This is a genomic window from Romboutsia weinsteinii (assembly GCF_002250835.2).
Classification (GTDB): Bacteria; Bacillota; Clostridia; order Peptostreptococcales; family Peptostreptococcaceae; genus Romboutsia_A; species Romboutsia_A weinsteinii.
The window spans coordinates 61,257-76,516 of sequence record NZ_NOJY02000001.1 but is presented as its reverse complement, the minus strand read 5'-3'; the positions used below and the strand labels follow the sequence as shown (position 1 = coordinate 76,516).

The following is a 15,260-nucleotide window of genomic DNA, read 5'->3' as shown; positions in this document are numbered from 1 at the left end:
GATTTTTTCTATATTTTACTAATTGAATATAAGAGTTATTTTATCCATAAACTGATAATTTAACTTCTCAATATCAAAAATTTACTTAATAAAAAATTCGCTTTGCTCATATCGCCAACGGCATAAAGAACATGCCCGTTGCTCAATGTTAGTAGTTGGAAATTATAATTTCCTTATAATAAAAAAATCCTCATCCACTAAACATTACGTTTAGGGACGAGGATTATATCTTCGCGGTACCACCCTAATTAGCCTATTACTAGACTCTCTTAGATAGTCTTTATGCCAACTACGGCCAAACAGTATTTATCTAGCAAGTTCAAAGATATCTTTTGCTAGCTCTCACCTACCGCTAACTCTCTGAAAAAAATATATTCTTTTACTACTCTAGTCTATTCGATAAAGTTTTTAATTTTCTAAATATAATAATTTATAATATCACTATTATGCTAATGTGTCAATATCTACTACTGGAGCATCTTTCCATAATTTTTCTAAATTATAGTAAGCTCTACTTTCTTCGTCAAATACATGAACCATAACATCTCCATAATCAAGAAGTATCCAGTTTTGAGCTCCATGACCTTCTTTTCCTCTTGGCTCTAAACCAAGCTTAGTCATTTCATCTTCTACGTTATCAGTTATAGCTTTAACTTGTCTTTGAGATCCAGCTGTAGCTATTACAAAATAATCACATAAAGTAGAAACTGCTCCTATATTTATTATAGATATATCTTGTCCTAATTTATCATCTATTGCATCGTATATAACTTTCGTCATTTGTTCTACTGTCATTTGTTCAAATGTCATATTCATTCCTCACTTTCCTAATTTTAAGCACATTTAATTATTATACCATAAATGATAATCTATACACTAATGTATTTTTTATTTTACTAATAATCTATGTTTTTATTTTTATTATGTCCAGTTTTTACTAATTTTTATTATTTATACATATAAAATTATAATTATTTTTTATTTATTAAGTAGTTCCTAGCTTTTACAGTTCTCGGATGTATTAATTGCCCTCTATCTATAATAAGTTTTATAGTGTTATTAAATGACATTATTAAAGCCTCATCTAGTTTCCCAGAATAAGTAAGTTCTCTTAATTTATCAACTGTAGGGAAGTTTCGTCCTTCCTCTATTAAATCAGCCATATAAATTATCTTCTCTATAAGGGTCATATCTTCCCTTCCTGTAGTATGATATTTTACAGCATTTATTATCTCTTTATCTTCTACTAAAAATTCATGTCTTGCTATAGATGCACCTATCACACTGTGAGATAAAGCTATATTGCCTCTCTCTAATTCATCTAAGTAAATTTCATATTTATTTACATATTCGTCTACTTCATCTTCGTTTAAGTACTTTGCACAATCATGAATTATTCCAGCAATATATGCTTTTTCTTTATCATAATTATAAATTTCACTTAACTTTACTGCACAATCTGCTACACCAATAGAGTGTTTTATTCTTCCCTCTGGTAGCATCTGACTTAACTTTTCATTGATACAATCTAGGTTCATTTATTCATCTCCATATTGATATAATTTGTTTTCGTCTATATATTTTCCTACACTCTCAGGAACTAAGTATCTTATAGATTTACCCTCTCTTAACTGATCTCTTATATATGTAGATGATATATCAAGAGAAGGAACATATACGCTTATTATATTTGCACTATATTTTCTTTTAAGCTTCTCTATTTTTTCTTGTGCTCTAAGTAAACTTATTCCCGGTCTAGTTGCTGCTATAAAAGTAGCCAACTTAAAATTCCCTTCAACATCCTTCCAATTCTCAATATCGCAAATTGCATCTGCCCCTGTTATAAAATATACAGTTGCATTTGGGTATATCTCTCTAAGTTCTTTTAATGTATCTACAGTATAGCTTCTTTTACTTTTTTTAATTTCTAGGTCAGAAACTAAAAAATCATCATTATTTCTTGTGGCTAACATTACCATATTATACCTGTCATATTTATCCGTTACGTTTCCTTTATGAGGAGGATTCCCCGATGGTATAAATAAAATTTTATCTAACTGGTACTTATCTCTAATAAACTCAGCAGTTGCTAAATGTGCATAATGTATAGGGTCAAATGTCCCTCCCATTATACCTATTTTTATTTTGTCTGTATTTTGTCTAAATGTCTCTAGTTTACTAAAGTTATTTACAGATACTTTGCTAACTAAATCACTAATCCTCATAATTTGTCTCCTTTGTTCCAATCATATTATTATTGTATCATTTTTTTTTATTTATAAAAGGCAATAAATAATTTTTTTGGTATATAATCATATTTATATTGATTTATAAAAAATATATTATTAATATATTTACATATATAAAAGGAGATTAGACATGGCTATAATTACTAAAATAGAAGTACAGAAAAAAAATGAAGATAGAGTAAATATTTATGTAGATGATAAATTTTTTATGGCTATTTTTAAAGAACTTGTATTTACCTTTAACTTAAAAAAAGGGAATGAAATAGATGAGAAAGATTTAAAATCTATACTTAGAAATGAAATGTTTATAAAGGCTAAAAATAAATCCTTAAATATTTTATCTAGAGCGGATCAGTCTGAAAAAAAAATCAGAGAAAAACTTGCAACCGATTATGAAGATGAGGTAATTGATGATGTTATTGATTTTTTAAAAAAATATAATTTTATCAACGATGATATTTTGGCACAAAGAATTGTAAGCACAAATATTAATTTAAATAGGTGTGGAAAAAACAGAATAAAACAAAATCTTTATAACAAAGGTATATCTAAGGAAGCTATAAGTGAAGCAGTTTCTGAAATCGATAGTGATATTGAATTTGAAAATGCAATGTACTTAGCAAAAAAGAGATATGAATTAGTAAAAAAAGATGAAAAAAGAAAAATATATCAAAAAATCTCTCAGCATTTAGCTTACAAAGGGTTTGATTATGATATTATTAAAAGAGTTTTAAATAAGCTTTTAAATTATGATGAGTATGATATGTAGGTTATTATGCTATAATACTACTAAATATAATCGAAGGATAATATGGAGGAAGTTTTGTGAAAATTGCTGTTGGTATTTTAAGCTTTTTATTAGGTCTATACAACGTGGTTCAACTATATAAACAAGATAGTGTTAAATAAAAAACTTTTTAAATTTAATTTAGGATATTATTAAGGAGTATAGATAAACTATACTCCTTATTTTTTTCTTATTTTTTAATATATTTTTTTAAAATCATAGCTACTGGCACTCCAATTATAAGCCCAATTACTATTTGAGTAATATTGCCTGGAATAGATAAAATTGCTTTTGCATGATTTCCATATAGTATCATTTCTGTTATGTAATATCCAAAAATCATCCATACACCTGATGTTACTATTGCAATAACATTAGTTATTACACTATTGCCTTTTTTGTCACCTGACCAAGCAATTCTTCCTATAATATATCCCATAACTCCTCTTACTACAAAGGTAAACGGTGCCCATATTGCCCATTCAGATAGTAAATCAAATAATCCCATACCAAATGCACCAGAAATTGCTCCTTTTTTCTTACCAAATACTATAGCTGATATAAATAACATAGTATTTCCTAAATGAACTAATCCACCAGTTGAAGCAAGTGGCAACCTAATATTTATAAATCTAGTTGCTATATATACAAGTGCAATTAATAGTGCACTCTCTACTAAATCTCTAGTATTAAATTTAGACTTGGAATTGGATTCTGTTGTAATGTTCATTTTCAACATCCTCCTTACAATATAGACTATAGTATTTGTTAAATAAATCTACTAAACTTTTATCTCTATTAAACCCTAAATTTACCATACTCATGTCAATTGTATTTAATATTCCTACTAAATCTTTTACTCTAGCATTTTCACCCATATGTCCAACTCTCAATATACTATTTGAGTATTCTCCTAGTGATGTAGAAAGTACAGTGTTATAAACATCATAAGCATACTTAATTAAGTTTAAAGCACCTATACTCTCAGGTATCTTTACTGCTGTAACTGTAGATGAGTATCCATTTTCTAAAAATAACTCTAATCCATAATCAACAAATGCATTTCTAGTAGCTGTAGCTATTCTTTTGTGTCTATTAATTGCATTTTCAATTCCTTCTTCTATTATGTTGTCAATCGCCCTATTAAGTCCCATAATATCACTTATTGGCATAGTATATGGGAACCATTTGTCTTGATAATAATTTTCCCATATACCTAGATTACAATAAAACCCTGTAACTTTAGTTTTTCTGTTTTTAAAAGCTAATTGTGCATCTTCACTTATACTTACTATTGTTAGTCCAGCAGGTGCTGATATTGCCTTTTGAGATCCTCCTAAAGCAATGTCAACTTGCCACTTATCAACTTCTAATTTTTCTCCTACCATAGCTGCTACAGAATCTACTACAGTTAAAATATTATATTTTTTTAATAAAGGACATATTTTACTTAAATCATTTAAAACACCTGTAGGAGTATCACAGTGTACAATAGTTGCATATTTAAAATCGCTATCATTTTCTAAAAATGTTTCCAAGCTTTCTATATCTATATCCTTTGTATAGTCTTCTGAAAATAGTATTGCCTCTCCCCCATACATGGATACAAAATCTTCAAAGCCTCTACCAAATATTCCATTATCTATTACAAGTACTCTATCTCCACTTTCTGTTAATGTTGCACATGCAGCCTCAAGACCTAATATACCTTCCCCGCTTAATATGTATACATCGTTTTGAGTTCCTATTATATCCCCTATCTTTTCACATGTTTTTTTGTAAAATTCTACAAAGTCATTATCTACATCAGGGTTTGTAGTCTTCATACCTCGTGCAAGCCTTACATTTTCTCTTACATTTGTTGGACCTGGTGTGTAAACTATTTTATTATTCACTCTAATCATCTCCCTTTTATTTTTTCTTATATATTTATATAAAAATTATATATATCTTTTTTTCAAAAATATATATATTAAAACAATTTGATAATTGTACCAGTACAATTTATATAAAATATAAATCTTGTACCTTATTTATAAATAAAGAGATTTATAGAAAGCATTAAGTGTGTAATCAAGTTAAAGCATATATTTTTATACTAGAAGTCACTAGAATTTACTAGAATTTTTAATTTCAGTAACTTCTCAACAACTGTAATATCAAGAGTTAAGATGTTCTTGTTACTAAAATACTAAAATCTTCAATTTAATATAGTCTAAAATAAAAATAAAATAAAATAAATTTAATATATATATAAAGAATTTATATATATTAGTAATAGTTTTTAATAGTTTTCTAGGTTTAAAACCATTTAAATTCCAACGCTTTTATCTGTTACCATAATTTTTAAAATTGGTAATAAACTAGTACTAAAAAAAGATGAACTTATGTAAGTTCACCTTTTTATGTTTCTTAGTTATTTTAATCAAATTTTTGTATAGTCAATTATTCGCTATATCTTACTCTATCTACTAAAGACTGTTTATTAAAGTTTTTACTAATAAAATATGTTAATGCTAATTGTGCTAATAATATACATACTACCATCATAGCTATCTGTATAATTGGGAATGTATATGATACATAAGACATGCCTGTCTTTTTACACATTATAACTGCAATATAGCCAAGTACACTTCCTAAAGTTAGAGATCCTATCATCATAGTACCCGTATAGAATAAAGCTTCTATATCAAGCATCTTTACTAATTGCTTATTAGTTAATCCTATAGCTTGAAGCATTCCTAACTCTTTTCTTCTAGTTATTATACTAGTTATCATAGAATTTATAAGATTAACAAAACCTATTACACCTATTATCACAACTAAACAATAACCTATCATACTTGTAAATTGGATAGCAAATTTAGAAGATTCTATTTGTTCATCTATATTAGAGCTATCTAAGTAATCATTTGACTTAACTAATGACTCTATATAATTTTTAACATCACCATATTTCGCTTTAGATGTATATATTCCTAATGATGTATTTGTATTAGTACTTGTTAGATTTTCAAAAGCATCATCGTGCATTAAAAATGTTCCAGGTGCACTAGTTATACCTTGAACTGTAACTTCTTTTTCTATCTTTTGATCTCCATCATATAATATAAGAGTGATTTTATCTCCTGCATTTATGTTATTATCTGTATGTAAATAAGAATCTCCGATTAACACTTCATTTCCTGATTTCAATTTATTCATGTCTATGTTTCCATCTATTAAATAATATTGCAAATCTTCCAAGTCTATTTCATTAATATTCATTAGAGTGTGATATTTATATTCCGTATCATATCCCTTAATCTCAGCTTTTATATCTTTATTTTCTTGTATTTTTTCTACTCCATCTAATTCTTTTAACTTGTTAACAAAATCCTCTCCTATAGGATTTTTCATCTGTAGCATATTTATTTCTGTATCAGGGCTCTCCTCATCTCCAAGTGTATAATTGTCTAAGTCTATTCTTATATCATATGGGAAATGATCTTTAGCCATTTTCTCAGCATTCATACTAGTAAGTACTGTCGATACTGTAACAAATAGTACTCCACTTAGTATAAGAGATATTAATGTAATATAAGTACGCTTTTTATTTCTATTTAAATTTGCATAAGCAAGTTTTTTAATATTTACAGAATTATATCCTTTTCTAGTTTTGTTTTTGCTATTTTCAACACCATTATATTTTATTGCATCTATTATAGAAACTCTTGAAGCTAATTTCATCGGTTTTATTAAAGATATAAATACAGTGGCAAAGCTCACTATCATTACACCTATTGATATAGGTAACTTTGATGCTTCAGCTTTTCCAAGTACATTAGCAAGTATTACATCGGATATAATATATCCTAAAATAACTCCAAGTGGTATTGATATTAAAGATAAAAATAAACCTTCTTTTAAAATTATAGATTTTATTTGTTTTTTAGTAGCACCAATAGCTCTTAGTTTACCAAATTCTTGTACCTTAGTTACTATAGATATATAGAATATATTATATATTACTAGCATACTTGAAAGTACAACTACAGCACCTATTACAAGTGCCCACATCATAATCTCACTATCAGGCTTTAGAGCATTTATATAGTCTTCATTAACCTTAATCGTCCTCTTATCTACTACACCAACATCAGATGCTATTTTTTCTACCTTGCTTTTTATTTCTTCACCTGATAATTTTTCTTCACCCTCTACCTTAAAGAATATATTAAAATTTTCCTTTGACATATCTCTAGTATTTTTCATATATTCTTCAGATACTATACCTGAGAACATCTTTCTTGCATTAGACATATCATTTGCCTTAGTTATCCCAGTTAATATAAACTCTTTACTTGTCTCTTCATTAGCAAAATCTTCATAAGATAACTTTATCTTTTGACCTAGTTTCTTATCATATCCTAATAGTTTTAAAGCTCCATCATCAAGAACTATTTCATTTTCCTTAATCGGAAGATTACCTTCCACTAACTTAACACTACTAAACTCAGCTGCAACTTCATCTGTAAATGCTAATGCAATCTTAGCTTCATTATCAAACTCCTTTATACCAACAGTATTAACAACTCCACTACTTTCTATATCTGCATGATTTTTTATAATGTTAATATCATCTTCTTTCATCTTAGCTATAGCACCATGATAACTTCCAGAGTACTCTATTGTACGTTCTTTATTAGAATCAGCCCAATTAACACATACCATGGCTACAGATGCAAGTAATGTAGTTGAAAGAAGTATTGTAACCATAATCAATATACTCTTTGATTTATTATATTTTAAATTATGTTTTGCTATCTTACTAGTGTTAATCATATTACTCACCATCCCTTATTACTTTACCATCTGCGATATGAATAACTCTATCTGCCATCTGAGCTATTGTATCATCATGAGTTATCATAACAAGGGTTTGGCTATATTTTTTTACCATAGCCTTAAGCATGCTCATTACTTCATCTGAAGTTTTTGAGTCTAAATTTCCAGTTGGCTCATCTGCAAGTATTATAGCTGGTCTTGATGCTAATGCTCTTGCTATTGCTACTCTTTGCTGTTGCCCTCCTGATAAAGTATTTGGTAGTGATTCTTTTTTATCTTCTAATCCCAATGATTTTAAAATATCATTAACAAAGTTCTTATCTACATCTTTTCCATCTAGTCCTACCGGCAAAACAATATTTTCCCAAACATTTAAAGATGGTATTAAGTTATAATATTGGAATATAAACCCTATTTTTCTTCTTCTAAATACTGCTATTTCTTCTTCTTTTAAACTGAATACATCTTTATTATCTATGTATACCTTACCACTAGTAGGATTATCTAGACCACCTAACATATGAAGAAGAGTACTTTTTCCACTTCCAGATTTACCTACTATTGCTACAAATTCACCTTCACTTATTTGTACATTTGTATCATCAATAGCTTTTACTAAGCTATCATTTTTCCCATAATATTTCTTTAAATTCTTAGTTTCTAATATTTTCATAATTCTCTCCTCGATTTATATTATATAAACTTCATTTCCCTTTATATTTATATAATAATCAATTCGACTTACACATCTCTTTCAAGTTATCTTACAATGTTGTAAGTAATAAGCAAAACTTAGTTCCTTTTTTAGGCTGTGATGACACAACTATATTTCCACCCTGTTCCTCTAATATCCTCCTACTTAAATATAGACCTACACCAGAACCTTCTGTATTTTCTACATAACTATTAGATGCTCTGTAAAATCTCTTAAATATATTGTTGTAATCTTTTTTATCTATTCCAATTCCATTATCTTCTATATTTATTTTATAATAGCTTATTGCTTCTTCTGTATTTATTTTTATTTCTCCACATTCCTCAGTGTACTTAACAGCGTTATCTAAAATATTGAATATACTTTCCTCTGTCCACTTTTTATCATATGATATATTCTTGTCCTTAATATTATCAACAGTTATCTTTATCTTCTTATCTCTCGCCTTATGTTTTATACCTTCAATTGCTCTAAGTATAGTATCTTTAATATTGTTATCTTCTCTTTTTATACTTATCATACTTACTTCTAACCTAGACAGATTTACTAAAGCATCTATCAACGAATGTAATTTGTCTATGGAATGTTTATTAGTAATTAAAAACTCCATTTTTTCTTCTTTATCTAAATCTTCTTCTATTAATAAGGTGTTGTATAACCTTAATGATGCTAAAGGTGTTTTTAGCTGATGAGATATATCTGTGACTAGAGATTTTATACTTTCTTTTTCTTTTTCTGATTTTACAAACTTTATCTTAAGACTTTTTTTAAGTTCATTGATACTATTATCAATCCTGCTAAAAATACCTTCTTCAAAATTATATTCTTTTCCTAATTCAGATTCTTTTAAATAATCTTCTTTTACCATTTCTTCAATTTTTAGTTCTAATATACTTACTTGCCTGATTATGTACTTAATAAAGTTATAAATTATAATAGAAATAGATACTATTAGCGTTATCAATACTATCAGTCCACTATTAATAGATTGTTTTAATGTCTCTATGAAGCTTTCATCATTTTCCATACTATTTTTTATGCTATAACCATATTTATTTAGTATCTTCTCCCCTTTTTCTTTATTAGCTACATCTAGAGTATATATACTTTTTACAATATCTGATTCATCTTGTGGGTATTTCTCTGCTAAATTCCCCACAATTGTTTGCATTATTTCTACTTGATTTACATACATCTTTTTTACTCTGCCATACTCAAAGAATACAAATAGTAAACTCGTCAATATCATAAGAGCACATGACATTGCTACTATTTTTTTTATAACAGAATCATTTTTAATATTCCTTAGAATTTTTATTAACATTTTTTCAGACACCTCACTGTCCATGTGTACCCTAACCCTCTGATATTTTTAATATATATAGGCTTTGAAGGATCTTTTTCTACCTTCTGTCTTAGTCTTCTTATATTTACAGCTACTGTATTATCATCAACAAAGTTTCCATCAATATCCCAAAGCGCTTCTAACAATCCTTCTTTTGTTATAGTCTTTTGTGCATTTTCCATTAGGTGTTTTAGTAATTTACTTTCTGTTTTACTTAACACAATTTCTTCATTACTCAAGCTATTACTATCTATATTTGTAATATTCTTTATCAATTTATTTTCCATATAATCAAATGTCATATCATCACATACTAACTTGCTGTAACTGCTTACAGTTTTTACCCTTCTCATAAAAGCATTAACCTTTGACATTAATACCATTAAGCTAAATGGCTTAGTTATATAATCATCGGCTCCAAGCTCATATCCTGTAACTATGTCTACCTCTTCATCAAGGGCAGTAAGCATTATTATAAATACATCACTTATTTTTCTAACATCTTCACAAAAATCAAATCCACTTCCATCAGGTAATCCTACATCTGAAATTATTAAACTTAATTCATTTTTTTCAAAAATATCTTTAGCTTCTTCTACTGTAAATGCTGAAAAAATATTGTATCCCTCTTTTTTAAGCTTAAAGCTTATTCCCCTATTAAGAGATTTATCATCCTCTAGTAATAATATATTGTTCATTTATATTCTCCTCAATTTATTTTCCTTTTTTACCTAATACAATTAATTCTACATTATTTCTAATTGTAAAAATATACTTTTTTATATTTAAAAGCATTTTTTAGTATGTAATATTATAAGCTCATTCCTAATGATATAATTTGATTATACAAATCTCATTTTATTTTAGGAATTAAAGTTTTCATAACTTAATAGACAGTAATAATTGATACTAAAAAAAGAAATACTATTTAAATATTAAAGTATATAAGGAGAAATATTTATGATAGATTTAGTTTTGCTTGGATGTGGAGGTAACATGCCTATGCCTAATAGATTCTTATCCTCATTATTTATTAATTATGAAGGTAGGAAGATACTTATTGACTGTGGTGAAGGTACTCAAGTTTCTATGAAAATGAAAAATTGCGGATTTAAAAATATAGACTTAATATGTATTACTCACTTACATGGTGACCATATAATAGGGCTTATTGGACTTCTATCTACCATTGGTAATAGTGGTCGTACTGATGATTTAACAATAGTTGGGCCTAATGGTATAGTCGAAGCGGTAAATGCTATAAGAGTTTTAGTAGAATACTTACCATACAAATTAGTTGTACTAGAAAATCCTAAAGGTACATTTACCTTATCTAGTGGTAGCTTAAAAAATATTGAGATATCAACTATGGATTTAGAACATTCAACTGAATGTCTAGGATATAGTTTATATTTTAAAAGAAAACCAAAGTTTAATGTTCAAAAAGCTATTAGTAACAATATTCCTAAGGTACTTTGGCAAAAACTTCAAGAAGGTAAAGAAGTAAATTATGAAGGCATTACTTATACACCTGAACAAGTCCTTGGAGATGAAAGAAAAGGAATTAAAGTGAGTTTTATTACAGATACTAGACCTTTGTTTACTATACCAGAGTTTATTCGAGATAGTGATTTGTTTATTTGCGAGGCAATGTATGGAGATGATTTAGATATATCCAAGGCTGTAAAAAATAAACATATGACCTTTAGAGAAGCTGCTAACCTTGCAAGATTAGGTAACGCAAAAAAACTTTTACTTACTCATTTTAGCCCTTCCCTAGATTGTCTAGAAAGGTATTTAGAAAATGCAACTGAAGTATTTGAAAATACTATAATCGGTGAAGATAGATTAGAACTGAATTTAAACTTTGAGAATTTAGATTAAAAAAAGGAATAATACTCAGATAATTACACATCTTATGTGTCATTTGAGTATTATTCCTCTTATATTTTAATTAATTATTTACAAACATTACCTGCAACATTTAATACATCCCAAGTTCTTGCAAATGGTGGTGCATAACATAAATCTAACATACCTAATTGGCTAGTAGTTAATTTACCCATTATAGCAGCCGCTATAACGTTACATCTTTGTACTGAATCTTTAAATCCAGCTACTTGACCACCTAAGATAACCTTAGTTTTTGCATCGTAAACAAGTTTTACGTATATCTTGTTTCTACCTGGGTAGTAGTTAGTTTGGTTAAAATCAGATATAAACTTAACTTTGAAGTCTAATCCTAATTTCTCAGCACCAGCTTCTGTAAGTCCAGTTGCTGCAGCTTCCATATCCATAACTTTTATACAACTTGATCCTAGAGAACCTTGGAAAGTATTGTTAGCTCCTGCTAAGTTTTCTCCAACTATTCTTCCAAGCTTATTTGCCCCTGTAGCTAATGGTACATACATATCTTGACCACTTACTATATTTTGTATAGTTGCACAGTCTCCTGCTGCAAATATATCTTCTATAGAAGTCTTACCATATGCATCAACTATTATAGCTCCATTTGGTAACATGTTCATTCCCGTATCTTTTAAGAATGCTGTGTTTGGTCTAACACCAGTAGCTATTACAACAACATCAGCTTCTACTTCACCTTTGTTTGTTATAACCTTTTCTACCTTAGTCTCTCCAACTAATTCTGATACGATTTCGCTTAAACGTAAATCAACATCATGATTTCTTATTTCTTCTTCAAGTACATCAGTCACTTCTTTATCAAATACTTGAGGTAATATTCTATCTTCTAATTGGAATACAGTTACATTCTTACCTAATTTCTTAGCAGCTTCAACAGCTTCTAATCCTATAAATCCAGCACCGATTATAACTACATTCTTATTTTCTTCTTTATTTAATAACTCTTTTAATTTTATACCATCTTCCATGCTCTTTAATGTTGTAACATTTTCAAGCTTAACGTTTTTTATTGGAGGTATTATACTGCTAGCTCCTGTTGCTATCATCATTTGATCATAAGAATCTTCAAATACTTCCCCTGTTTCAGTCTTCTTAACTGATATTTTCTTAGCTTCTACATCAACTGCTACAACTTCATGGAATATATTTAAATCGATTCCTGTTTCTCTGAATTTCTCTGGGCTTCTAGCTATCATATTATTAGGATCATCGAAGAATCCTCCAACAAAGTATGGAAGTCCACACGCTCCAAATGATACTACATCCGTCTTTTCATATACTACTACATCGTAGTCTGGCTTCATTCTTTTTAGTTTTGCTGCTGCACTCATACCTGCCGCAACCGCTCCCACTATAACAACTCTCATTTTATGTCCTCCTCAGATAGTCATATATTTTAAGGTAATAACCCTATAATGCCTAATATATTTTATTATCTTATGTTATTATATTAACATTTTTAATTATAAAAATCTATATATCATTAAATTCTTTTTTACAATTTTCTACGATAATTTATTAGCTTAGCCTATCTTTAATAATTTGTTTATTTGGTCACAGTACCCTTTATCTTTAATAACGCAAATACTATTATTTATTTCATATTCAGAATCAGCATCAACTAAAATAGCTAATTCATCACTTTCATTCAATATATCATACTTATTTATACATTCATTTATAATAGACAAGATTTCATCTTTTTTATAATCAGTAAATCTTAATAATGCGCTACATTTACTATCAATTACCTGGTTAACTTTTATTATATCCCTAGTAAATGAATCTACACAAGATAATCTATTATCTAATATATCAATAATATCAGAATAAACAGCACTTCCCGTAGCTAATTTACCTGCACCTTTTCCTATAAAAGATAATTCTCCTACAGAGTCCCCGTTTAATATAACAGCATTAAATTCATTGTCTACTTTCGAAAGTATACTCTCATTTCCAACCAACACAGGTCTCACAAATGCACTAACTTTTTCATTTCTATATTTACTTTGTCCAATTAACTTTATTTTACAATTAAGTTTTTTAGCATATTCAATATCTTTTTCATCAATATCTGTAATTCCCTCTAAGTATACATCCTTCCAATATACTCGGTTATCGTAAGCTAGTGTTGATAGTATCGATAACTTTCTTGCCGCATCATATCCTAAAACATCTGCATCTGGATTAGCCTCTGCAAATCCAAGGTCTTGAGCTTGCTTTAATGCTTCATTATATGATAAGTTTTCATCATACATTTTTGAAAGTATGAAATTTGTTGTTCCATTTAAAATAGCATTAATGCTATCTACATTATTACCTTCTAGTGATTCTATTAATGGCTTCAAAACTGGTATTCCACCTGCCACTGATGCCTCAAACTTAATGCTTACTTCATTATCATTTGCAATATTTATTAACTCATCACCATATTCTGCTAATAAATCTTTATTAGCCGTTACTACATGAATCTTATTATTTAAGGCTCTTTTAATATAATCAAGTGAAGGATTTAGGCCTCCAATTAGCTCAACTAGTATATCTATATCCTGCTCAAAAATATCGTCAATATTGGTAGTTATTTTTTCAAAATGTTTTTTACCTTTATATTTTTCTATATCTCTTATTAAAATTGAACATATCTCTATTTCTCTTTTACCCTTATTATTATCTATTAAATCTACAAGTCCACTACCTACTGTTCCATATCCTAAAATCCCTATTCTCATAATTTATTCCCCCTAATATTTTATCCAGACAAAAATATTATTTTGTATTATTTCTAAAGTTTGAGATTTTAGACAAAATAAAAAGCTTAGGTATAAACCTAAGCTTTTTAGCCGATTCATACTCATCTCTCAGTAATAATACTGCAGGATTTAGCACCATTGTATATTTAAAATATACTGGTTGCCGGGTTTCACAGGGCCAGTCCCTCCACCTCTCTGGATAAGTTTATTTAATTATAAGTAGAGTATAGTATATCTTTCTCAAAAAGTCACTATAAAATTTATCTATCTTCTAGCTGTTCTTTTTGTTACTTTACCACTCTTAGTTACAGTTACTTTTTCATTTTTAGCCTTAGCTTTAGCTTGTTCTTGTCCTGGGAAAAGAATCTTTGGCTCTTCCATATTTCTCTTATATACAGTAAATTTAAATCCTATAGCTTGAACGAACTCTGCTCTTAATGCTTCACATACTGCATTTGCAGTTTCTTTAGCATCAAGTCCTGCATTTTCAAGTATAGTAACTTTAACTAATTCTCTAGATTTTAGCATATTATCTAATTGTTCTAAGAATCCTTCTGTAACACCTTCTTTACCTATTTGAGTAGTAGGCTTTAAAGTGTTCGCTAAAGATCTTAGGTATGCTCTTTGCTTTCCTTTTAACATATCTTCACCTCTTAAT

Annotated in this window: 14 protein-coding genes, 1 riboswitch and 1 other annotated feature; of the genes, 2 read left to right on the top strand and 12 right to left on the bottom strand. The window is 28.3% G+C overall.

From position 1 onward, the window contains the following. Positions 1-209: 209 nt before the first annotated feature. Positions 210-409, bottom strand: a binding site (T-box leader). Positions 410-444: 35 nt separating this feature from the next. From rsfS to nadD, 3 genes are all read right to left on the bottom strand, one after another. Next, positions 445-795: a ribosome silencing factor gene (gene rsfS / locus CHL78_RS00380; RefSeq protein ID WP_094368598.1), complete on the bottom strand. Its 351-nt coding sequence runs from the start codon at positions 793-795 to the stop codon at positions 445-447. Between the two features lie 176 nt (positions 796-971). After that, the gene (gene yqeK, locus CHL78_RS00375; RefSeq protein ID WP_094368583.1) at positions 972-1,538 is read right to left on the bottom strand and encodes a bis(5'-nucleosyl)-tetraphosphatase (symmetrical) YqeK; all 567 of its coding nucleotides are present in this window, start codon (positions 1,536-1,538) and stop codon (positions 972-974) included. Then, complete coding sequence (nadD, locus tag CHL78_RS00370; RefSeq protein ID WP_094368582.1) at positions 1,539-2,225, bottom strand: nicotinate-nucleotide adenylyltransferase; 687 nt, start codon at positions 2,223-2,225, stop codon at positions 1,539-1,541. A 154-nt stretch (positions 2,226-2,379) separates the two neighbouring features. Between nadD and recX the strand changes: the two genes are divergently transcribed. Continuing rightward, the gene (recX, locus tag CHL78_RS00365) at positions 2,380-3,018 is read left to right on the top strand and encodes a recombination regulator RecX (RefSeq protein ID WP_094368581.1); all 639 of its coding nucleotides are present in this window, start codon (positions 2,380-2,382) and stop codon (positions 3,016-3,018) included. A 208-nt stretch (positions 3,019-3,226) separates the two neighbouring features. On the opposite strand, the gene CHL78_RS00360 is transcribed toward recX, so the two are convergent. The 6 genes from CHL78_RS00360 to CHL78_RS00335 all read right to left on the bottom strand — a co-directional run bounded on the left by CHL78_RS00360 (position 3,227) and on the right by CHL78_RS00335 (position 10,624). Next, a complete protein-coding gene (locus CHL78_RS00360; protein ID WP_094368580.1) occupies positions 3,227-3,766 on the bottom strand; it encodes an ECF transporter S component in 540 nt (179 codons plus the stop codon). Next, a complete protein-coding gene (locus tag CHL78_RS00355; protein WP_334294183.1) occupies positions 3,732-4,940 on the bottom strand; it encodes a pyridoxal-phosphate-dependent aminotransferase family protein in 1,209 nt (402 codons plus the stop codon). Before CHL78_RS00355 ends, CHL78_RS00360 begins: the two co-directional genes overlap by 35 nt. A gap of 541 nt (positions 4,941-5,481) precedes the next feature. Then, complete coding sequence (locus CHL78_RS00350; RefSeq protein WP_094367778.1) at positions 5,482-7,863, bottom strand: ABC transporter permease; 2,382 nt, start codon at positions 7,861-7,863, stop codon at positions 5,482-5,484. 1 nt (position 7,864) lies between these two features. After that, a complete protein-coding gene (locus CHL78_RS00345) occupies positions 7,865-8,539 on the bottom strand; it encodes an ABC transporter ATP-binding protein (protein WP_094367779.1) in 675 nt (224 codons plus the stop codon). 91 nt (positions 8,540-8,630) lie between these two features. Then, the gene (locus CHL78_RS00340) at positions 8,631-9,905 is read right to left on the bottom strand and encodes a sensor histidine kinase (protein WP_243446342.1); all 1,275 of its coding nucleotides are present in this window, start codon (positions 9,903-9,905) and stop codon (positions 8,631-8,633) included. Beyond that, positions 9,899-10,624, bottom strand: a complete 726-nt coding sequence (locus CHL78_RS00335) for a response regulator transcription factor (protein ID WP_094367781.1) — start codon at positions 10,622-10,624, stop codon at positions 9,899-9,901. Before CHL78_RS00335 ends, CHL78_RS00340 begins: the two co-directional genes overlap by 7 nt. A 262-nt stretch (positions 10,625-10,886) precedes the next feature. Between CHL78_RS00335 and CHL78_RS00330 the strand changes: the two genes are divergently transcribed. Further along, the gene (locus tag CHL78_RS00330) at positions 10,887-11,810 is read left to right on the top strand and encodes a ribonuclease Z (RefSeq protein ID WP_094367782.1); all 924 of its coding nucleotides are present in this window, start codon (positions 10,887-10,889) and stop codon (positions 11,808-11,810) included. Positions 11,811-11,884: 74 nt separating this feature from the next. Here the strand turns inward: CHL78_RS00330 and CHL78_RS00325 are convergent, their stop codons facing one another. From CHL78_RS00325 to CHL78_RS00315, 3 genes are all read right to left on the bottom strand, one after another. After that, on the bottom strand, positions 11,885-13,219 hold the full coding sequence (locus tag CHL78_RS00325; protein WP_094367783.1) for a CoA-disulfide reductase: 1,335 nt from the start codon (positions 13,217-13,219) through the stop codon (positions 11,885-11,887). 156 nt (positions 13,220-13,375) lie between these two features. Continuing rightward, positions 13,376-14,581 (bottom strand): homoserine dehydrogenase, encoded by a 1,206-nt coding sequence (locus tag CHL78_RS00320; protein ID WP_094367784.1) that lies wholly within the window; start codon positions 14,579-14,581, stop codon positions 13,376-13,378. Between the two features lie 119 nt (positions 14,582-14,700). Beyond that, positions 14,701-14,808: riboswitch (SAM riboswitch) on the bottom strand. A 58-nt stretch (positions 14,809-14,866) separates the two neighbouring features. Next, a complete protein-coding gene (locus CHL78_RS00315; RefSeq protein ID WP_094367785.1) occupies positions 14,867-15,244 on the bottom strand; it encodes a YhbY family RNA-binding protein in 378 nt (125 codons plus the stop codon). Between the last annotated feature and the right edge of the window lie 16 nt (positions 15,245-15,260).

Bases quoted from the DNA above. Each gene is read 5' to 3' on its own strand.
- rsfS (WP_094368598.1), bottom strand. From the start codon at position 795: ATGACAGTAGAACAAATGACGAAAGTTATATACGATGCAATAGATGAT.
- yqeK (WP_094368583.1), bottom strand. From the start codon at position 1,538: ATGAACCTAGATTGTATCAATGAAAAGTTAAGTCAGATGCTACCAGAG.
- nadD (WP_094368582.1), bottom strand. From the start codon at position 2,225: ATGAGGATTAGTGATTTAGTTAGCAAAGTATCTGTAAATAACTTTAGT.
- recX (WP_094368581.1), top strand. From the start codon at position 2,380: ATGGCTATAATTACTAAAATAGAAGTACAGAAAAAAAATGAAGATAGA.
- CHL78_RS00360 (WP_094368580.1), bottom strand. From the start codon at position 3,766: ATGAACATTACAACAGAATCCAATTCCAAGTCTAAATTTAATACTAGA.
- CHL78_RS00355 (WP_334294183.1), bottom strand. From the start codon at position 4,940: ATGATTAGAGTGAATAATAAAATAGTTTACACACCAGGTCCAACAAAT.
- CHL78_RS00350 (WP_094367778.1), bottom strand. From the start codon at position 7,863: ATGATTAACACTAGTAAGATAGCAAAACATAATTTAAAATATAATAAA.
- CHL78_RS00345 (WP_094367779.1), bottom strand. From the start codon at position 8,539: ATGAAAATATTAGAAACTAAGAATTTAAAGAAATATTATGGGAAAAAT.
- CHL78_RS00340 (WP_243446342.1), bottom strand. From the start codon at position 9,905: ATGTTAATAAAAATTCTAAGGAATATTAAAAATGATTCTGTTATAAAA.
- CHL78_RS00335 (WP_094367781.1), bottom strand. From the start codon at position 10,624: ATGAACAATATATTATTACTAGAGGATGATAAATCTCTTAATAGGGGA.
- CHL78_RS00330 (WP_094367782.1), top strand. From the start codon at position 10,887: ATGATAGATTTAGTTTTGCTTGGATGTGGAGGTAACATGCCTATGCCT.
- CHL78_RS00325 (WP_094367783.1), bottom strand. From the start codon at position 13,219: ATGAGAGTTGTTATAGTGGGAGCGGTTGCGGCAGGTATGAGTGCAGCA.
- CHL78_RS00320 (WP_094367784.1), bottom strand. From the start codon at position 14,581: ATGAGAATAGGGATTTTAGGATATGGAACAGTAGGTAGTGGACTTGTA.
- CHL78_RS00315 (WP_094367785.1), bottom strand. From the start codon at position 15,244: ATGTTAAAAGGAAAGCAAAGAGCATACCTAAGATCTTTAGCGAACACT.